Source organism: Mesorhizobium sp. WSM2561 (assembly GCF_000513915.1).
Lineage (GTDB): Bacteria > Pseudomonadota > Alphaproteobacteria > Rhizobiales > Rhizobiaceae > Mesorhizobium > Mesorhizobium muleiense.
Window position 1 is genome coordinate 106363 of record NZ_AZUX01000017.1, and the last position, 19055, is coordinate 125417.

The window sequence follows — 19055 nt, forward strand, 5'->3', positions numbered from 1 at the left end:
GTTCGGCCAGACCTATTGCGTTTGGTCCGGCGGGCGAAAATAATGCGAAACAGCCCTGTCCTCCAGAACATCGACGTCGCCTCTTCCAGGCAGGGCATCGCAGCCAAGCGAGTGCCGATCGACGTTACCTGGTTCAAACACGGTCAGGCTGTCGAATTCCATGGCCGCCCCGTAGAACTGGGCGGCTTGCAACACCAGGCATTCGACGTCTTCAAGCGCAACGTTTTCTGCGAGGTTTCGCAGCCGCACAGCCTCGGCCACCGCAGTGACATTGAGTATCCCCTTATCCCGGGCGGCTGCCCAAACCTGGAGGTTGACGTCTTGAAACAAATGAGCCGAGTAACCGAAGCGCATGGAAAACCCCCTTTTCAGGAGCGGTTTGTCCCTCGTGATCAGCATGTGCCCTATCGATCCGAATAGCAAGCTGAATTAGTAAAATTACCCACACAATCAATGATTTAGCGTATGACAAAGACTGCATAATCGACGCCTTGCCGTAGCTGTTAGCCGTTCACACCAATGGCTAATCAACCGGTCTTGACGACCACTGAGGCGTTTCCTAATTCTTAGGCAAATACTAATTTTGAGCGACTGGAGGGTAGAAATGGCCGAACTGGAAAGACCCGAACGACTGCAGATCATGCTAACCTCGGAGGAATTGGCTGCTTTGGAAAACTGGCGCTTCGAAAGGCGCATGCCAAGCCGGTCGGCGGCCGTGAGAGAGTTGCTGCGGCGCGGTCTCCACGCGGACGGATTTTTGACGGCTGCACAAGGTGCCAAGTCGCAGGATTTTGGAATTCTGCCCAATTCCGGCATTGTCGATGGAGCGTCCCGCGACCAGGGCGGCAGCAAGCTGTAAGGCTGCCCTCGCGGCGCTGGAGATGTTTCGGCGCCGGAGCCTTGCCCATTCTGTGGAACTTCAGGCAATCGTCGCGCGTTCGGTGAGGCATGTTGTGGACCGGAACAAGGCCGGTTGCAGCATCACACAGGCCAGCAAGGATCGAGGCAGTGAGCTTCCTTTACCGCGCGGCAAAAATCGCCGAACAAGCTCATGCGGGGCAGACGGACAAGACCGGACGGCCCTATATCGAGCATTGCCGCCGGGTCGTTGATGCCGTCGAAACGCTCGACCAGAAGGCCGTTGCCTACCTACACGACGTTGTTGAGAAAAGCGACGATTGGGATCGCGAGCGGCTCGAGGCGGCAGGTTTCGGAACATCCATCGTATCGGCCGTCGATGCGATGACACGCAGGCCGGACGAGGACGACCTCGCTTTCGTGCGCAGAGCAGCAGCCAACCCATTGGCGCTGCCGGTCAAGCGCGCCGATCTTACCGACAATTTATGGCAGGCACAGCAGATTGGCGCGTCGACATCGAAATATGAAGACGGACTGCGGATCCTCGACGAAGAATTCTCCGAATGACTAAAGGATTGTCGCCGGTGGCGTGATCGGCCGATGTGCGACCTTCATGCGAGGCTCTATTCGGGGATGTGAGGCGTATGTCGCTTGTCCTCGGCAGGATCGGCATCGATCCGCGCCTTGCTGGGATCGAAGGCGCCATGGCGGGCGATGGCCAATGCCGGCGTGTCGGGCGTCTCGTAGGCCCACATGAAGTCGTCGGCCGCTCCGCCGACCGCGTGGACCCGCCAGTAACTGGCCGTGCCCTTCAGCGGGGAGTGGGTTGTGGTGTTGGTCTTCTCCAGAAGGTCGAAATAGATATCCTCGAACGGGATATATAAGACCGGATCTTGCCCCTCTTCATGGAGCACTTTTGCCCGCTCTGTCGAGGCAATGATCGCGTCGGAGAACCTGACCGTCACGGTTCCTTTGAATGGGGTAATCGTCAGCGCGCCGGGACGGCTGGTGGAATTTACGGCTAAGGGCTGCATTCGACTTCTCCGTTGGCTGCCGATCTCCTGGAACGTCGTATCGCCCGTCAGGGTTCCAACCGCGTGAGGCTCATTGGAGCCGCGACATCGGGGGCCGACGACAGATGAAAAACCTCCCGCGGGGCATTCAGATTCAAGGGAACGTTACCGCCGAAGAGTTCGTTTCCTAGATTGACACCGGAACCGGCGGCAGGGCTTCGCAAGTTAAGGGAGATTGCCATGAAGGTCGGCAACTGCATGACGAGGAATGTACAGGTCGCTAACCCCGAACAGTCGATCCGCGAAGTGGCTGAGATGATGGGCAGGCTTGACGCCGGAGTGATGCCCGTGGGCGACCACGACCGGCTGGTCGGGATGATCACCGATCGAGATATCGCGATCCGCGGCGTAGCATTGGGCAAGGGACCTGACACGAAGGTGCGTGATGTCATGAGCCCGGAGGTCAAATATTGCTTCGATGACGAAGACGTCGAGCATGTGCTTGAAAACATGGGCGACCTGCAGGTACGTCGGCTCCCGGTTCTGAACCGCGACAAGAGGCTCGTCGGCATCATCTCGCTTGGCGATCTGGCGACGAATGGCGAAGCCGCAGAAGCGGGAGAAGCTTTAAGCGACATCTCGAAGCCGGGCGGCGAGCATTCGCAGACTGCTCACTGACTAACGCGGCGACATGTCGGCGCAAGGTCAACATCACTTGTTTCGCGGTGCGTCGGCTAACGCCGGCGCCCCGCCGGAGCCTTCTGCATTTGCGATGTTTTTCGGCAAAGGTTCAGGAGCATCCATGACAACGATCCGAAGCACCGTGTCCTTCATCGCCGAAAAAAGCGCGGCAGGGCGAAATCATCGTGCAGGCGCGGACGCGTCAGATCACGCGCCGAGACGTTCACCCGGATGTCGTGTCGTGATAAGCTGTTCTTGCGACGGGACCGCGCGACACCGAGGCGGGCATCTCGCGGCCGGGCAGCCCTTAGTCGCAGACGATGAGCTTGATCACCTGATGTTCTCGAACGATTGCAAGCGTCCTGCCAAACCCTGTTGCCAAGGTGGGGCCTCTTGCGAAGGTCGGGCCTCTCGGAGTGGACGGATTTGGGTTGGTCGCTGAACCTCGGGACGATCGCCGGCACCACCGTGCGCGTTCACTTTACCTTCCTGCTTCTGCTCGTCTGGATCTGGCTGACGCATTATCAGATCGGCGGCACGCCAGCGGCCTGGCAAGGCGTTGCCTTCATCATTGCGGTTTTTGCCTGCGTGGTCCTGCATGAGTTCGGCCACATCGCCGCTGCGCGGTATTTCGGCATCAACACGCCGGACATTACGCTTTTCCCGATCGGCGGCGTCGCCAGGCTCGAACGCATGCCTGAAGAGCCGGGGCAGGAGTTCGTGATCGCGGTCGCGGGGCCGCTGGTCAATGTCGCGATCGCCGCGCTGATCTTCGTCCTGCTCGGCGGGTCGGCGGGCGTCGAACAGATGGCCGGGATCGAGGATCCGCGTATGAGTTTTCTCGCCAGGCTTGCCGGGGTCAATGTCTTCCTGGTCATCTTCAATATGATCCCAGCCTTCCCGATGGATGGCGGCCGTATCCTGCGCGCCGCACTCGCCGCCCGCCTGTCGTGGTCGCGCGCAACCCAGATCGCAGCCATGATCGGGCAAGGATTGGCCTTCGTCTTCGGTTTTGTTGGGCTGTTCTACAATCCGCTACTGATCTTCATCGGCATCTTCGTCTATCTCGCCGCGGCAGCGGAAGCGCAAAACGCACAGATCCGGGAGGTAGCGACAAGCGTCCTTGTCGCGGATGTGATGATCACCGAGTTCGCCCGGCTGGACCGGTCGGCGACGCTCGACCAGGCAATCGAGATGCTGCTCGCGACCACGCAGCACGAATTCCCTGTCATCGACTCCGCTGGCCATCTCGAAGGATTGGTGACACGCAACGACATGATCCGGACATTGAAGGAAAAGGGACCCGCCGCACCGGTCGCGAGCGCAATGCGGCACGATATCCCGAAAATACATTACCGCAAAAGTCTCGAGGAAAGCCTGCGGCTGATGCAGCAGGCAGATGTGCCTGCTGTAGCCGTCGTCGACAGTTCCGACCGGCTGGTCGGGCTCATGACACACGAAACCATAGGCGAGATGCTCATGATCCGCTCAGCCGTGTCGGATGCCTTCCGTTTTGGTCGTTTGCGTGGGGCCAAGCCGCGATTCACACGGATCTGAGCACAAGGGTTCTTTTCACTGCCGGATCGGGTGAGTGCGCTCTAAATCGTAGCGGAGCGATAAGCAGAAATCGGCTGGAACGAAGGTCGTCCCGGCCCTTTTTTCTGTGTCTCAAGCGCCCCCGACATGAGGCAGAAGTTCAAGCGCACCGCGATAGATCATGTCGCCAGCGACGTAGAGGATGACCACCAGGCCGACATAGGCAATCCAACGGTGCTTCTGAAGCAGATTGGCAATGAGGTTTGCAGCGATGCCCATCAGGGCTACGGAGAGGACAAGGCCGAAGATCAGCACGTTCGGATGTTCGCGCGCAGCACCGGCTACCGCCAGAACATTGTCGAGTGACATGGAGACGTCGGCGATGATGATCTGCCAGGTTGCCTGGGCCAGGGTCTTGCGCGGAGCCTTGCCAGCTACGACGCCATCGTAGTCGACATCGCTTTCCGAAAGCGCTTCGATCGCCTGTGCTTCCTGCGCATGGTTTTGCCGGAGTTCGCGCCACATCTTCCAGCAGACCCACAACAGCAAAAGACCGCCGGCGAACAGCAGCCCGACGATCTGCAGGAGCTGGGTTGTCGCGGCCGCAAAGCCGATGCGCAGAACGGCCGCTGCGATTATGCCAACGACGATTGCGTTTCTGCGCTGCTCTTTGGGTAGTCCGGCCGCGGCAAGGCCGATAACGATGGCATTGTCGCCGGCCAGCACCAGGTCGATCATGATGACCTGCATGAGAGCGGTCATTGCTTCGGGACTGAAAAAATCTGTCATACGGCACCCTTGCGTTCAGCTAGGGGTGACGCGGCTTGCGAGTATAACCGTAGAGCAACGCGGACACCGCGTATGACAAGAGAAATGCCGCTACAGCTGAAGAAAACTCAAAGCCAGGCCACCCGGATTGGAATTCCAGTCCGACATCGCAGTCCTGATGGACTGCCAGAGGGGCCCGGCCTGGTAGCACCTAGCTATTGCCCCAAGCGCAAAAACTCAAGGCTTAATTGTGATCCGCATATGCGGCATCGAGCTCGGCAAGCTGGTTAAGCCAGGTCGATCGGCCACGCGACCATTGAACGAGCCGGCAGCCGCAAGTAGACTGATACAGTGGGCTTCGGTCAATTTCTCCAACACCCGATCTGCGACCGTCGATGGCGATGAAGGGAATTCCGTCTTGGCTGCTCATCGGCGACCGATCGGCCAATATCTGTTCCCAATCGGCTCCTTGGGCTTGGCCGCGCTCATTCATTTCGGCGCCGCGTCGATCGAGCATTCGCCGCTCTCGATCAAGATCCTTGCGTTGATCGTCGTCGCTATCTTCATCTTCGCGACAGTGTTTGTGGTTTTGCATCATGCAGAAGCCGTCGCACTGCGGCTCGGTGAACCATATGGCACGCTGCTGTTGACATTTTCGGTGACGGCCATCGAAGCATCGGTCATCGTTTCGATGATGCTGCACGGCGAGAACAACCCGACGCTGGCACGCGAATCTGTGTTTTCGACGGTCATGATCGTTTGCGCTGGCGTCGTCGGGGTCTGCCTCACCCTGGGTGGGCTGAAGCATCGATATCAGGACATCAAACGACAGGGCACCAACGCCTCGCTTGCCGTCATTATGGCGCTGACGGTTCTTACGCTGATCCTTCCAAACTACACGCTTGCAACAAGCCCCGGTACGTTCTCCGCCTCGCAGCTCGCTTTTGTGAGCGTTCTTTCAACCCTCCTCTATGGTGCCTTCGTCTTTGCCCAGATGGTGCGCCATCGGGGCGATTTTATCGAAGACCTGACGTCCAGCGCGGAACATGACAAGCATGTATCTGAGGGCGAGAAAGTGACCACCAATGTGCTCCTCTTATTTGTCGGACTGGCAGGGATCGTTCTTCTGACCGAGCAGGTGGCCGGCAGCATCGAGAATGGGCTCAAGTTTCTTCAAGTTACCCAGGCGGACGCCATCGTGGGCTTCTTCGTCGCTGCGCTTGTGCTTATGCCGGAGGCGGTATCGGCGGTTCGGGCAGCACTCAATAATGAACTTCAGCGAGGGCTGAATGTCGCCCTCGGCTCGGCCTGCGCCACAATCGGCCTGACAATCCCGGCGATCGGTGCGGCGAGCCTGCTCACCGGACGAAGCCTGACTCTTGGTCTGGGCCCGGGGGATACCGTGCTTCTCCTCCTCGCGCTTGCCATCAGCATCGTGAGCTTTGGGACGGGCCGAACAACGATGCTGACGGGGCTCGTTCATCTCGTCGTATTTGTCGCCTATCTGTTCCTTATCTTCGTGCCGTAGGATGCGGGCCGGTGCTTCTTCACAATGACGTCGCCGCGATTGCGATGCGTCTTCGTAGCTCCCGCGACGCCGCCTTCGTTGCGCACTTCGCAATCTGACTGAGCATTGCGGCTGATCGCGTATTAGACAAATGTCATGACGGCGATCGCACCGACAACGATCAGGACGAGCCCGCCGATCAGCATAGGAAGCAACGTGTCGTCCAGGTCGATGCCAGACTCGAACTGGCTGGTTGGTAGAAAATAAATCACATGGGATGCTCGGTCGCGGCCTCGTTCAGGCCGGCGTTGCGGGAAGGAAACGCCCGCCGAGGAAGTCCTGGGGCATCAGGGCGACGTCGGCCAGCGTGTAGCGGTCAAGGGTGCTCTGGAAGGAAGCCAGTGCTTCGCCAAACATCCCTGAAAGCTTGCAGCAGCCGGTGAGCACGCATTGGTTTCCGGTGGCGAAGCACTCGACAAGTGCGAAATCCGGCTCCGTCAGCCGTATGACATCGCCGATCCGGATCATCTCGGGCCGGCGTCCAAGGGCAAGCCCACCCGAACGGCCGCGGATCGCTTTCAGGTAGCCGCTGCGCGTCAAAGTGTTGGCGACCTTGTTGAGGTGCGTCTTGGACACGTTGAAGGTGCGTGCGACCTCCTCGATCGTGATCAGGCGGTCACCGGCGGAGGCTGCATACATCAGCATCCTCAAGGCATAGTCCGAGAAGCTGGTCAGCCGCACGAATGGTTCCTCCGGTGAATCACGACGCCTCACAGGGGCCACTGACAGGCCACCCCGGCATCACAGGTCCTTCTCAGCGATCGGTTCTACGCTCATCGTGGTCTCACCACGGCTGAAGGCGACCGCGAGGCGGAAACTGTGTGCGATGCGCAGCGCCCGATCCATGAACAGCGCCGCAACCTCAGGTGGGCAGATGCGATGCACAGCTGCGCGAAACAGCTTCAGCCAACGCCGGAAATGCGCCTCGCCAAGGCCGGAAATCGCCAAATGTGGCGGCAATGGCCGGCCTTCGTACCGGGACGTCCGGAGCAGTGTCGCGGACCAGAAGTCGCACATCTTCGCGAGATGGCGCGGCCAGTCACGGGGTTCGATCCTGTCGTGGAAAATTGGGCCGAGAAGTTCGTCGCGGCGAATTTCGTCATAGAAGCCGTGAACCACACGCCGGATCATGGCCTCGTCAAGCACGTCCGGCAACGGGACGCCGTCGACAACGATCGTTCTCCTGCCTGGACCATTCACGGTCATGTGGGTGCTCCTGTTGTGCCTGCCGTGCGACGCGGATCGATGAACCTGCATCCTACGTAAAAGATATATTGTCAATATGTGTTACCTCGACCGTCGGGCTGCTGGCTGTGAAAGCCGCACGCCGCCAGCGTTCACCGGCCAGGTTTGATTTTGCGCAAGGGAAGGCGCAGTTGCGGTGCTACTCTCAGCGCATGGTCCTCAATCTGCTCATCGGCACCGTGGTCATAAGCCTGACGGTCCTGGTTCACACTTTCGGTCTGATCGCCGTTACGCATGCGATGGGCTACCTTGTCGCGCGGTTTCGCATGCATGGGCGTCGCAGCCGTACAGTCGCGATGATCAGCATCGTGACGGGGCTCTTCGCCGTTATCACGACGGAGGTCTGGCTCTGGGCCGGACTTTACCTGTTACTCGATATCTTTGCCGACTTCGAAACCGCCCTGTACTTCTCGACCATTACTTTTTCGACAGTCGGCTATGGCGACATCGTTCCCGCTCACCAATGGCGCGTGCTGGCGGCCCTCGAGGGCGTGAACGGGTTTCTGCTCATCGGCTGGTCGACCGCCTATCTGGTAGCGGCGGGAACCCGGATCGGCCCTTTCAAGGCCGGGGAGCATTTCTGATCAGAGAAGAACAGCTATGGCAATCCAGCTGCAAAGGCTCATTAGCGCAAACCTTGCCGCCGCAAGCGCCCGCTATATGAGGTCCTCGAGAAACTCCGAACCCGGCTTCACACTCGACAGGAACAGGCGATCCCGTGCCCGGGTCGCAGCCATATAGAGAAGCTGCCGTTCGGTGGCGATGACCTCGTCCAGCTCGAACTCGTCGGCGACGTCCGCCACGCGGGCCGCGAGCGGCAGAATGCCTTCGTCACAGGCGACGACGAGCACCGCCCTGAACTCCAGTCCCTTGGCGAGATGCAAGATGCCGACCAGGGCCGCGTCATCGCTGGCCTTTCCGGAAGATACGGTGCGATACGGCAGTGCGGCGGCCTCGGCAATCGCTCGGGCGCGCGGAACTTCGGCGGCGGAACGGACGAAAATGGCGATCTGGTCGGGCGGGATGCCGTCTTCGAGCGAGGCGCGGATGAAAGCAGCGGCAGCGTCACGCTCCGCGGCCTCGTCGTCGGCAATCACCACCGTTGGCTCGATCCCCTCGAAGACCGATACCGCACCGCGCCGATCGTCCTCAAGCCCATCAACGTCGCGGATAGTTCTGGGAAGCAGGCGGTCGGCCATCTGCCTTATCTGCTGTGACGTGCGATAGTTGACCTTCAGCGTGAAAGAGCGGCCGCGCACGTCGATGCCGAGCCCTTTCCAGGAAAAAGGCTGCTGGAAGATGCGCTGGCCGATGTCGCCGGCGAAGAAAAGCGCATCAGGATTGTCGGGCGCGATTGCCGCGAGGAAGAGCAGTTCCGGAACGCCGAGGTCCTGCGCTTCGTCGACCACGATATGCGTGAACGGTTTTTCTGCGCGCGAAGCGTAAGTGGAGGTCACTGCCTGGAACAGCGAAGCCGGCGTGAACAGCGCCTTCTGTCGAAGTGCATCGCGCACGCGTGAAAACACCTGCCACAGCGCCTCGCGCTGCCTCTGCCCCAGGCGGTTCTTGCGGCCCATGCGCGGCACCTCGGCATAGGTTTCTGCACTGTCGATCCGCCAGGCGTCGATCACGTTCTCCCATTCCGAGACCAGAAAGCGCGTAGAGCAACCCGTGACGGCAGCCTCGGTCGCAGCCATATCGATCAGACCGCGCACGACGTCGCGGTCGGCGATATGGGCCTTGCGTCCGGTCGCGAGCGCATGGAGTTCCTCCGCGATCCTGCGGAAGGAAGCGACGGTGACGCGGCCCTCCAGATCATCACGTCCGGCCGAAAGCACGGCGAGCTTGCGCTTCAGCGCATCGGCCAGCGGATCGGAGAAAGTCGTGAGCAGCACCCGCGCGTCCGGATCGAGGCGAACGATGCGCATGACGCGGTGCAGCGCTACCACCGTCTTGCCCGTCCCGGCGGAGCCGGCGACGCGCGCGGGACCGGAATAGTCGCGCTCGACGACGCCGCGCTGCAGAGGATGCAGGAAAACCGCCCATTTCTCGAACGGCGCGTCGAGCGCCGCCTGAAGTTCGTCCAGCCCTTCCAGCACCCGGAACCGACGCATCGTGTCGGGATGCTCAAGCGGGTCTTCGACCGGTGCGGCGGCGGGTTTCAGGGTTCCCGTGGCGGCATATTCGAGCAGCGCCTCTCCCGCTTCCTGAGGCAGGTGCGTGGCCAGGGCGAAGAAGCTGTCCTCGGTTGCCTCGGCGACGTCGGCCAACCAGTCCTGCGGCACGCCGACGGAGAGAAGATCGTCCGGCGTCAGCCTTGCGAACAGCGGCGGCGCGGGGATGCTCTCCTTGTCCGGAGCGACCTCGAATGGCAGGCCGGCCTGAGCGGCTTGGGTCGCTGGCTGCAAAGCCACTTCCTCGACGCGCTCGCGCACCTCGACAACCTGGATCGCACCGGTCGACGGATGCGTCTCGATGCGGCGTCGTTCCGCCCATTTGTAGGCATCGTCGTGATGGTCGACATAGGCGAGCATCAGGCTGCCGCCCGTCTTGGGGACGATGATGCGGACGTCGCGGGAAACGCGCACTGACCAGAAATTCGGATCCTTCGACTTGTCGATGCGGTGGAACTGCAAGCCCGGCTGGTCCGGGTTGGCCTGCAAGTCGAACGCCGTCAACTTCGCCTGCTTCTGCTCGTCATTGGCGAGTTTTGCGAGGGAGGCTGTGAAGCTGTCGGCGAGGATGGTGGGCATGTCAGCTCACGTTGGAGAGCGGGTCGAGGCAAGCAATGCCTAGCGGTTTGAAGTGGCGAAGGTTGCGTGTGGCGACCGGCATCTCGGACACGAGCGCGGTGGCGGCGATCAGTATGTCGGCATAACCCGGGTTCTTGCCAATGGCGTTGGCGCGGTCCGACAGCGCGCCAGCCTCGAGAGCGATCCTGGCGCTGATTGGAACCAAGAAATCGGAGAAGGCTGCCATCGTCTCCTCGAACCAGAGCGACAGTGTTTCAGCCTTCCGTGACGCGCCCATACGTTCAAGCCGCGCGACGCCCTGCCTGATCTCGCTCAATGCGACGACGGGAAGGTAAAGACTTCCGTCGTTGTCGCGGAACCATTGCGCCGCGGCGTCGCTCACACGGCCCGGCGCAATTTGCGAAAGCACGGACGTGTCGACGAGAAAACCCTTCACAGATCGATATCGCGCAGCGGTGTGGTGTCCCGCTCGAATTCGACGCCACCGGGAAAGGCCAGCAGATGTTCCGCGAAGCTTCTAGCCTCCGTGACAGGATAGAGTTTTTCGGCTTCCTCCACCGGCACCAGCACGGCCGCCGGCTTGCCATGCTTCGTGATCGTGGTCGGCTCGCCGCGTTCGGCAGCCGCGATCAGGGCGGAAAGCTCGGCCTTGGCTTCTCGAACCTGCATGGATTTCATCTTGCCGCCTCCGCTGTGACTACATGAGACTACATTTGGGCTGAACTGGCTGGAGAGTCAAGTGGGGCGCATGCCTGCTTCTGCTCGTCATTGGCGAGTTTGGCGAGCGCGGTGGTAAAGCTGTCGGCGAGGATGGTGGCATCTGTCGCAACCGCTCCGAATCAAGAGACAGGTGGTCCCGCACAGCTCGCGCGGCAGAGGGCACCATCGTCCATTCGTGTTCGCGCCCGGGCGGCCACCAGCCCTCGGCCAGGAGGCTCATCCGGATGGGCGAGCCGTCGTCACGGAGGTCCGGCTCCCATTTAAGCAGCGATGTGAGACGGCCCGCCAGTTTGCCGTAGAGCAGGTTTGCAGTCTTGGGATCGTCTTTGCCCAAGGCCTCTCGCGACAGGACCCGCATTGTCGCGGTGCGGCGAGGCGCACTGGCATGTGCGCGAAGAAACGCAATGTCGCGATCGGTTAGCTTCGCCTGCCCGAATGCGCGACGGAATGCAGCCTCGTCTGGTCTCGGCCGCAAGGGGCGCGGACGCGCCCAGGGCGCGACCAGAGATTCAGGGTCAAGCGTCAGTGATCGCCACCAATAGGGCCCGGCCGGTCGGACGCGGATGACAGGCAATTCAACCTTATGACCAGACGCAATCTTTTGGCTCAGCGTCCGGCGTTCGGCGAGGCTTCGCAGCCCTACGAACTCCGACCCATACCCACCAGCCTCGAGATGGAGGCAGAACAGTTCCCATTCGGTTGGCGGCGCATTGAAGCGCTTGTGAAGCCTGCTGTGGCAGGACTTGCATACGGGATAGGATTGAGGTGGCTGAAACCCAAACGGTTCGGAATAATCCTCCGAATGCCATTCGCCGGGTGGGCGGTCCGGATCGCAGCACATGGCGCAAGGCTCGCCATCAAAGGGGGCGTTCCGGCCTGTCAGTTTGCGATAGGCGGGCATGATCCTCGCCCGCTGCTGCCAGCTGTATCCGTTATAGGGGGCATTGCTCATGTTAAACGCAAAACCCTTTTCAGCACCTTGTCGTCGAGGTGGTTGGCGAGAGTTGCGCTGAAGCTGTCGGCGAGGATCGTGGGCATGATCAGTCAGCGTTTCCAGACGCGGGATCAAGTTGCAACCTGCGAAGGCGCTTTCGGATGAGTTTCTCGCGTTCCTCGATAAACTTGGGAAGCATCAGCACCGTTTGCAGATGCTCCCCCTCCGGAATTCTATGTCGGGAAATAAACCCCGCGTCTCTAGTTCTGATCCAGGTGCTGAATTGTTGTGCGTTCTTTTCCAGATTTTCGGGCGCGGAGAGAAGTTCGAGGTTAGCAAAGCGATTTTCGAGATCGCGCAATTCGTCAATCTTGCTCTGCGACACGTTCAGCGCCATGAGCGCGTTGCGAGACAGCACAGCGTGAGGAAATATGTGATCAATGTGGTGAGGAATGTTGCCCCAACGATGCTCGTCATAGAGCAGTGTGAGCGCGAGGAAGGTTAGTTTCTTGCCATAGCTAAGCTTAAGCACGTCATCGATCGTGCTATCTTCGAAGGCAGACGAACGTCGCAAGTGCTTGGAAAGTTCGGCGTGCAGTTGAAGAAACGGGAAATCACTTCCCGGCTTGGACTTTTCAATGACGTTGCGTGCGACGGTGATCGTCGCATCAGATGCACCGCCAAAGACGGTGTTGATCAAGGCGGCGATGATCCAGCGTCTGATCCTCTCGGCATTCACGACGTTGAAAGGAGTATCCTGCGCAAGCAGGTCGTGCCCTGTTAGGTGCAGATATTGCGCGATCGGAAGGGTCGCATTCAGTGACGTAAGATTTGTTTCGTCCAATCCATAGGTGTTCAGAAGTGCGAATGTTGCGCGTAGAGACTTCTTGACCTTCGGCCATGCGGACTGCATGGAATCGATATTGGCGAGAGTCAGATTGCGAACTTGATACTGGTGATTGAGACCGGACAGCAATAGCGCTGCCTTGATGACATAATCTCGGGTGATGGCGTTTCGACGGGTACCCTCGCTGTTGATCTCATGCACAAGATTGACGATCTCCTCCCGCGCAGAGAATTGCGACCAGCGGGACGATATCATCGACATCATCAGGTCGGATTTGCTGAGCTTTGTCCCTGCATCGTTGGCCCTGACGAATATCCGAAGGACGCGGTCGTAGTCCTGCAGCTTTTCCGTATAGAAGGAGACCGATTCATCCTGCCAGACCATACAGCGTAGCCGATCCAGATTGCGCGCGGCAATTTCCCGTTCAGCCTTGGGTGCGTCTTGGCGAAGCATGCCCAGTTTCTTGGCCTTAAACGTTTCGAATGATGCATCGTCTCGGTGCTCGAGTATTTCGCCAACCCGGATCCACAACTGCCCTGGTAGGTGTGGCGGGGGAATCTCCCGGAATTCGAAGGCAAACAGTTCCTCGTCGTGCTCTTCATCATCCTCGTCAAAGACATCGTCTGGCTCAACGAGAAGGTCGAGGTAGAGTTTCTTGGTCTGCCAAGCGTCAGCGCTAGTGTTGCGCTTGTGTTTGACCTTTTCGGTCAGCGAGCCGCGCAGGCCAATCAACAGCGACGTCAGTCGCTGTTGGCCATCCAACACCAGCGTGGCATCGAGACCGTCCAGGTTTGCGTGCTCGTTGTGGATCTCGCCCTGGCGAAAGTTCTCCGCGAAGCGATAGGTTTGCCAGTTCTGCTTGTTCTCCGTCGCAACATCCCAAAACAGGAATGAACTAATGGGAAAGCCTTTCATCAGGGAATCGAAAAGCCTGACAATCTGCCCGGAGTTCCAGACATAGGGTCGCTGGATGGCCGGCAGGAAGTACCTGCGGTTAATGTTCATGACCGTCTCGGCGACGGTGGCTGCGGAGTATGGCATGACGAATGGAACCCGAGTTTAAGAGGATGGGGAAAGGAAATCCTTCAGCGACTTGCCCGACTTGATTTCAATCCAGAGCTGAGGGCCACTGGCGTTGCCGTCCTTGATGATGCCGGCCGCGCGACTGGCGCTCGTGAATTCATGGTCGCGTGTGAATTTCAGAAGCTCTGAATCGCCAGTCGCCGCGAGGATGCCATGTCTCACCAGTCGATCACGTTCCTCGCGATCGCGCTTCTTGGTCGCCGAACTGTCTTTCACTGCCGTTGAGCCTGCGAGCACCATGAAACCTCCGTCGGGCAGAACCCGGCCGTGCGCCTGCGCGTCATACGGCCGATATCGGAAGGTTAGGCCCAGGAGCTCTGGGTCGATGTTTACCGTCTTCTTTGCCACTTCTACACTCCAAAAACCTTCAGCACTTCATCCCCAAAATGGTTGATCACCTTGACCGCGATCCGTCCCGTGCTTGGCCTCGGGAACGGCCGTGACGTGTCGGAGTAGAGCGTCGCCCAGGCGTCCTCGTCGATTTCCGCCCTCAGCGCCGTCTTCAGCGACTTGTAGGGATCGTTCGCGCCGAGGAAATAGGCGTGGCGGACGAAGAAGCTCTCCTCGTTGTAGTCGGTGTCGATGAACCAGGCGGCGATGCCCTTGACGTCGTCGGAGCGGATTTCGCCCGTCGACGGGTCAAAAATGTCGACGCCGTTGACCTTCACCTGAAGCTCGCCTTGCGCCGTCTCGATCAGGTCGACATCCGGCTCGCCGAAGACGACGAACAGGTTGCCCTTGCCCGTGTTCTTCAAATCCTCGGCCATGTGCAGGTCGGGGTTCATGCGCGCCTTCAGGATCGCCAACGGGCCGAGCCGGTTCAGGTCGCTGGCCTGGGCCTCGAAGTTGAAGGCGCAGGCGATCAGCGCGTCGAAGCGGGCGTCGGAAGCTTCGCGGGCGGCGGCGGTGATCTGGCTGCGGGTCAGCGTGCCGAATTCCGGGCCGATCAGAATTCCCGCGCGTTTTTCGCGGCCATCCCCGTCGTTATAGCGGCCTTCGGCGGCCAGCCAGTTGCCTGGCCAGGGCTCGACCGAGTTGAAATGGATGGTGTCGCGCTTTTCCTGCTGATGGACTCCGGCGGAACGCAGATGGTCGAGCACCATGTGGCCGAAATCCTGCTCGGGCACGTTCTTCGGCGCGGGCTGCATCGTGCCCTCGCCCGCCGAAATCTCCGCGCCCAGCGTGTCGTCGCGGGCGGTGACGACGCGGTGCGGCGACAGGCTTTCCACCGTGAACGGCCCGGCGACGCGCACTTTTGTCCGGTCCTCGTAGGGGCGATCGAAAAGCATCTCGACGTCGGCCGCCTTGGCGATCGAGGCGTCGATCTCCTTCTGCCGCGCGATGCGGCCTTCCCACCAGCGCGCGTGGAACTCGCGCACACGGGCGCTGACGAGCCCGGCCTTAGGCGCGCCGTCCTTTGTCTCCAGCCATTGGTCGAGGTCGCGCGGGATTTCCCACTCCTGCCAGCCGGGCGCGGCGCTTCCCTCCCCCTTGAGGGGAGGGTCAATCCGCGCAGCGGGTTGGGGTGGGGTCGCCGCGGCAGTCCTCGACGTATTTGCGGTGCCTCCTGAGGCAACCCCCTCTGGCCGCTTCGCGTCCATCTCCCCCTCAAGGGGGGAGAAAAGCAGCGCATTCATCTCCGCCCTAATCGGCTCCAGCACCGCCTGCCACTTTTCCCAGATGACATCGATCTCGGCATTGTTGGCGATGGATTTCAGCGTGATGTGCGGCGCGCGCTCGTAGACGAATCCTTGTCGTATGTCGCCGGAGGTCGGGGCCTGCGCCTGGATTTTTCCCGAAACCTTCTGCTCCTGCGCGCGTCCGTCCGCGCTGTCGGCGAGCAGGTAATAGGGATAGCGCGCCGACATCAGCCGCGTGCGGGCGAGCGCCAGCGCGACGCGAGAGGTGTCGATGGTGATCCAGCGCCGGCCCCATTGCTCGGCGACCGCCGCCGTCGTGCCCGAGCCGCAGGTCGGGTCGAGCACGAGGTCGCCCGGGTCGGTGGTCATCAGGATGCAGCGTTGGATCAACAGTTCAGATGACTGTACGACGTAGACCTTATCCTCCCGTCGACTGGAAAACCTGACATCGCTCCAGATATTGTTGATGGGCGACACTGGGTAGTCTCGAAAGAACCTCACATAGCGAAGGGAAGTGCCTCGTGTGTCAATTCGGTTCGCTGCGATCAACCGACGGAAACCGATTTCACCCGTCTTCCAGTATCCGTTCCCGGGCGTATACCGTCCGCCGCAAAAGCTAACTGGGAACGATCCCGGGGGGCGGCTGGACGTCGTCGTGTCCTTTGAGAAAACGCGGTTCTCAGCCTCAAAGGCACGCCATTCCTCGGCCGAGTTAATTCCCTTCATTCGGCCACGTACTAGATTCGAATCCTCGTAGTTGGAGTATTCGTTCATCATGCTGTCTGTCGGCTCTTTCGTTCGCAATATATCGCGGAATTTAAGGGCGTCCTTCCGCCTCGCGTAGAACAGGATGTGGTCAGTGCTTTCCGACAGATAGTCGCTCGTTTGAGCGCTGGTCTTCTCGACAGTGATTTGAGCAACAGCGTTTTCCTCCCCAAACACCTCGTCCATCAGCGCCCTTACGCGATGCACGTTCTCGTCGCCGATCTGGACGAAGATCGAGCCGCTTTCGCTCAGCAGCTCGCGCGCGACCATCAGGCGGTCGCGCAGATAGGTGAGGTAGGAGTGAATGCCGTCCTTCCAGGTATCGCGAAAACCTTCACCTGTTCGGGCTCGCGCGAGACGTCTGATACCTTGCCGTCCTTCACGTCGCGCGACAGCGTCGAGACCTGCCAGTTCGAGTTGAACTTTATGCCGTAGGGCGGGTCGAAATAGATGCACTGCACTTTTCCGCGCATCGCCTCGCGTTCGGCCAGGCTCGCCATCACCTGCAGCGAATCGCCAAGGACAAAACGGTTCGTCCAGTGCTGGGAGTGCTGGTAGAACTCGGCCCGCGCCTCAGGGTCGGCCAGCCCGTTGAAATCGGCGAACAGATCCGGCGCATCTGTTTCGCTCGCCCGTTTCGCGCTGGTGCTGCGCTTCAACTCATCGATGATCGCCTTCGGGTGCACCTTCTCCTGCACGTAGATCGGCGGCGCGTTGACCACGAGGTCGGACCAGTCCTGCGTATCCTTGCCCTTCCAAACGAGCTGGGCGTCGCCGATCTCGATCTCGCCGGTCTCGGCGAGTTTTCGCATCTGCTCGCGGGTGATTTTTATCCGCGCGCCATTCCAGACGATCTGCGGGTCGAGGTCGCCGTCGCGCTGCCTGGTCTCGGCATGCATCAGCGGCCGCGGGCGTGGCAGGCTCATCGAGCGCTCGGTCTCGCCCAGCATCTCCGCCTGCTGCTCGAACAGCGAGGCCATCTCGGCGGTCGGGTTGTTGATGCGCCGCGCCTGGTCGTGGGTGAGCGCGTCGATGGCTTTTTGTATGGGCGTTTTGGCCATCAGGATTTCTCGTCTTTTATGTCGGGCGCCAGGAAAGAATAGCGGCCGCGAAGGTAGTTCGCCCAAGCATCATCGGCCGGCGTTTCGAGGATCAGCGGCAAGAACAGGGCTTCGGTCGAGCGGCTGATGAAGTCGTCGGGTTCGACCAGCAGCGAGCGATAAACCTTGAAGGCGTTGTCGCCAAGCGGGCGCATCGCGGGCGAAGTAACGCGGGTCAGCCGCCGGTTCGCAGCGGGCGCGATGTGGAGCACGCGGACGCGCTCGGCCCCGTCCTCTTGCTCGGCCTGCATGCGAGACGCCAGCATCTGCTGGCGGAAAAGCTGGTAGAACGGTTCCCAGAACAGGTCAGTGAATTTTAGGCCCGCATCGCTGCGGACAGGGCCGAACGGCGCGAATGCGATGCTCTGGTAACGGCGAAGACGCTCCGCCTCGCGCTTCGGTTCGGGCGGTGCCCCGTAGGACTCCGTATATTTCCATTCGACCAGCAAGGTTTCGATTCGGCCAGCCTGACGGAAGCGCAGCATCGCATCGGCGCTGGTGACGTTGGCTCCACGCTTCGGCGATCCGGTTCGCGGCCATTCGTTGAGGTAATCCCTGCGGCCAATCCATTCGAACCCAACGAACCAGGATTCGCCGTCAGGTCCTTTCTCGACCTCCAGCATTTCGGGAAGATCACCGCCGACCGCCTGCTGGACGAGGCGCGCCAACATCTCCGGGCGCATCGCGAGAGGCATCAGGAAATTCAGGCAGCAGGCCTGCGAGGAGAGGCCATGGGCCGCGTGCTGGTGCCAGGCGACGGCGTTGTCGGAGAAATAGCGCGCGGTAACATCGCGGATTTGAGGATTGAGGTTCGAAAGGCGGTTCGCAGGAGCAAGGCGATAGGCGCTGCCCTCGAAGCCGCCTTCGCCGGGGAGGTATGCCGCGAAGAAGGCAGACTGCCGCGTGCGCTCCTGCAGTATGAAGTGAGGCTCGCGTGAATCTTTGAGCATCAGGCTTTCCTCGCCTTAGCGAGCAATGTTGAAAACAGAGATTGGGCTTTGACTGCTCGTCCCAACGCCTCCAGTAGTGGCGTCATCGCCTCTTCAAGACGGTCATCGGCAAGCGCGGCCGCAACTGCTTTCGAATCAAGGCTGCACACCGTGTAGAAATTGCCGCTATCGCTGAGATGGAAACCGCTCTCGACCAAAACCCGGGCGTTATCTCTCGCGAGGGGTTTCCATTTCCTTATGCCCGTGGCGTTTTGCCCGAACCAAAGACAAAGTTGGCCGCCTGCGACACCAAGATAGCGGGAGGCCCAGAAGTAAGGCTCCTGACCTATGCCTTCGCCGGAATCGTCCGGTCCTTTGTCCGGGTAGAACCAAGCCTCTGGCTGGTCTTTCAGCAACCACTCCTGGGGAGCCGTCCAAAGATCATCTCTTTCGAAAGCTCCTTTCCAGCCTTGCTTCTTTGCCCAGTCATCAAGATGCTCGACGATCGACTCCCAAATGTTTTCACCAATGACTTCAATTCGCTTTGCAGCGGCATCGAGGTCCAACAAGTTTTCTACGATCAATCCATCAAGTTCAGCGTTATCGGTCATTCAGA

21 protein-coding genes are annotated in these 19055 nt (G+C 60.2%); 6 read left to right on the plus strand and 15 right to left on the minus strand.

Annotation, left to right across the window (positions count from 1 at the left end; genetic code table 11):
• Window positions 1-12: 12 nt before the first annotated feature.
• Complete coding sequence (locus M727_RS36575; protein ID WP_348627166.1) at window positions 13-399, minus strand: hypothetical protein; 387 nt, start codon at window positions 397-399, stop codon at window positions 13-15.
• A 205-nt stretch (window positions 400-604) separates the two neighbouring features.
• Between M727_RS36575 and M727_RS0116315 the strand changes: the two genes are divergently transcribed.
• Together M727_RS0116315 and M727_RS0116320 are read left to right on the plus strand one after the other, a co-directional pair.
• Window positions 605-859: a hypothetical protein gene (locus M727_RS0116315; protein WP_027153567.1), complete on the plus strand. Its 255-nt coding sequence runs from the start codon at window positions 605-607 to the stop codon at window positions 857-859.
• A gap of 149 nt (window positions 860-1008) precedes the next feature.
• A complete protein-coding gene (locus M727_RS0116320) occupies window positions 1009-1425 on the plus strand; it encodes an HD domain-containing protein (RefSeq protein WP_027153568.1) in 417 nt (138 codons plus the stop codon).
• Between the two features lie 56 nt (window positions 1426-1481).
• Here M727_RS0116320 and M727_RS0116325 read toward each other — a convergent pair whose 3' ends face one another.
• Window positions 1482-1892, minus strand: coding sequence for a DUF427 domain-containing protein (locus tag M727_RS0116325; RefSeq protein WP_051505628.1), 411 nt, complete (start codon window positions 1890-1892; stop codon window positions 1482-1484).
• Between the two features lie 219 nt (window positions 1893-2111).
• On the opposite strand from M727_RS0116325, the gene M727_RS0116330 reads away from it, so the two are divergent.
• Both M727_RS0116330 and M727_RS0116340 read left to right on the plus strand, forming a co-directional pair.
• A complete protein-coding gene (locus M727_RS0116330) occupies window positions 2112-2549 on the plus strand; it encodes a CBS domain-containing protein (RefSeq protein ID WP_027153570.1) in 438 nt (145 codons plus the stop codon).
• Between the two features lie 429 nt (window positions 2550-2978).
• Complete coding sequence (locus M727_RS0116340; protein WP_027153571.1) at window positions 2979-4109, plus strand: site-2 protease family protein; 1131 nt, start codon at window positions 2979-2981, stop codon at window positions 4107-4109.
• Between the two features lie 111 nt (window positions 4110-4220).
• Here the strand turns inward: M727_RS0116340 and M727_RS0116345 are convergent, their stop codons facing one another.
• A complete protein-coding gene (locus M727_RS0116345) occupies window positions 4221-4877 on the minus strand; it encodes a TerC family protein (protein WP_023799561.1) in 657 nt (218 codons plus the stop codon).
• Window positions 4878-5172: 295 nt separating this feature from the next.
• On the opposite strand from M727_RS0116345, the gene M727_RS0116350 reads away from it, so the two are divergent.
• A complete protein-coding gene (locus M727_RS0116350; protein ID WP_245268662.1) occupies window positions 5173-6384 on the plus strand; it encodes an ionic transporter in 1212 nt (403 codons plus the stop codon).
• Window positions 6385-6506: 122 nt separating this feature from the next.
• On the opposite strand, the gene M727_RS43785 is transcribed toward M727_RS0116350, so the two are convergent.
• From M727_RS43785 to M727_RS0116365, 3 genes are read right to left on the minus strand one after another with little or no spacing between them, the layout of a single operon-like run.
• Window positions 6507-6635: a hypothetical protein gene (locus M727_RS43785; RefSeq protein ID WP_280944169.1), complete on the minus strand. Its 129-nt coding sequence runs from the start codon at window positions 6633-6635 to the stop codon at window positions 6507-6509.
• A gap of 25 nt (window positions 6636-6660) precedes the next feature.
• The gene (locus tag M727_RS0116360) at window positions 6661-7104 is read right to left on the minus strand and encodes an Rrf2 family transcriptional regulator (RefSeq protein ID WP_027153573.1); all 444 of its coding nucleotides are present in this window, start codon (window positions 7102-7104) and stop codon (window positions 6661-6663) included.
• A gap of 60 nt (window positions 7105-7164) precedes the next feature.
• Window positions 7165-7629 (minus strand): group III truncated hemoglobin, encoded by a 465-nt coding sequence (locus tag M727_RS0116365; protein ID WP_036262401.1) that lies wholly within the window; start codon window positions 7627-7629, stop codon window positions 7165-7167.
• A 107-nt stretch (window positions 7630-7736) separates the two neighbouring features.
• Between M727_RS0116365 and M727_RS0116370 the strand changes: the two genes are divergently transcribed.
• Window positions 7737-8252, plus strand: a complete 516-nt coding sequence (locus M727_RS0116370; protein ID WP_245268671.1) for a potassium channel family protein — start codon at window positions 7737-7739, stop codon at window positions 8250-8252.
• Window positions 8253-8324: 72 nt separating this feature from the next.
• Here the strand turns inward: M727_RS0116370 and M727_RS0116375 are convergent, their stop codons facing one another.
• The 9 genes from M727_RS0116375 to M727_RS0116415 all read right to left on the minus strand — a co-directional run bounded on the left by M727_RS0116375 (window position 8325) and on the right by M727_RS0116415 (window position 19050).
• Window positions 8325-10421: a 3'-5' exonuclease gene (locus M727_RS0116375; protein ID WP_027153576.1), complete on the minus strand. Its 2097-nt coding sequence runs from the start codon at window positions 10419-10421 to the stop codon at window positions 8325-8327.
• Window position 10422: 1 nt separating this feature from the next.
• Window positions 10423-10857 (minus strand): type II toxin-antitoxin system VapC family toxin, encoded by a 435-nt coding sequence (locus M727_RS0116380; RefSeq protein ID WP_027153577.1) that lies wholly within the window; start codon window positions 10855-10857, stop codon window positions 10423-10425.
• Window positions 10854-11099, minus strand: coding sequence for a type II toxin-antitoxin system Phd/YefM family antitoxin (locus M727_RS0116385; RefSeq protein ID WP_027153578.1), 246 nt, complete (start codon window positions 11097-11099; stop codon window positions 10854-10856). The genes M727_RS0116380 and M727_RS0116385 overlap by 4 nt, the downstream gene beginning before the upstream one ends.
• Before the next feature lie 1082 nt (window positions 11100-12181).
• The gene (locus M727_RS36580) at window positions 12182-13963 is read right to left on the minus strand and encodes a DUF262 domain-containing protein (protein WP_051505629.1); all 1782 of its coding nucleotides are present in this window, start codon (window positions 13961-13963) and stop codon (window positions 12182-12184) included.
• 18 nt (window positions 13964-13981) lie between these two features.
• A complete protein-coding gene (locus M727_RS0116400) occupies window positions 13982-14353 on the minus strand; it encodes a DUF4357 domain-containing protein (protein WP_027153580.1) in 372 nt (123 codons plus the stop codon).
• A gap of 2 nt (window positions 14354-14355) precedes the next feature.
• Complete coding sequence (locus M727_RS43040; RefSeq protein ID WP_245268677.1) at window positions 14356-16680, minus strand: site-specific DNA-methyltransferase; 2325 nt, start codon at window positions 16678-16680, stop codon at window positions 14356-14358.
• Window positions 16680-17471 (minus strand): hypothetical protein, encoded by a 792-nt coding sequence (locus M727_RS43045; RefSeq protein ID WP_245268678.1) that lies wholly within the window; start codon window positions 17469-17471, stop codon window positions 16680-16682. Before M727_RS43045 ends, M727_RS43040 begins: the two co-directional genes overlap by 1 nt.
• Window positions 17471-18460 carry a hypothetical protein gene (locus tag M727_RS0116410; protein ID WP_036262406.1) on the minus strand — a complete coding sequence of 330 codons (990 nt, stop codon included), beginning with the start codon at window positions 18458-18460 and terminating at the stop codon, window positions 17471-17473. The genes M727_RS43045 and M727_RS0116410 overlap by 1 nt, the downstream gene beginning before the upstream one ends.
• Window positions 18460-19050, minus strand: a complete 591-nt coding sequence (locus M727_RS0116415) for a hypothetical protein (protein WP_027153582.1) — start codon at window positions 19048-19050, stop codon at window positions 18460-18462. The genes M727_RS0116410 and M727_RS0116415 overlap by 1 nt, the downstream gene beginning before the upstream one ends.
• Window positions 19051-19055: the final 5 nt, after the last annotated feature.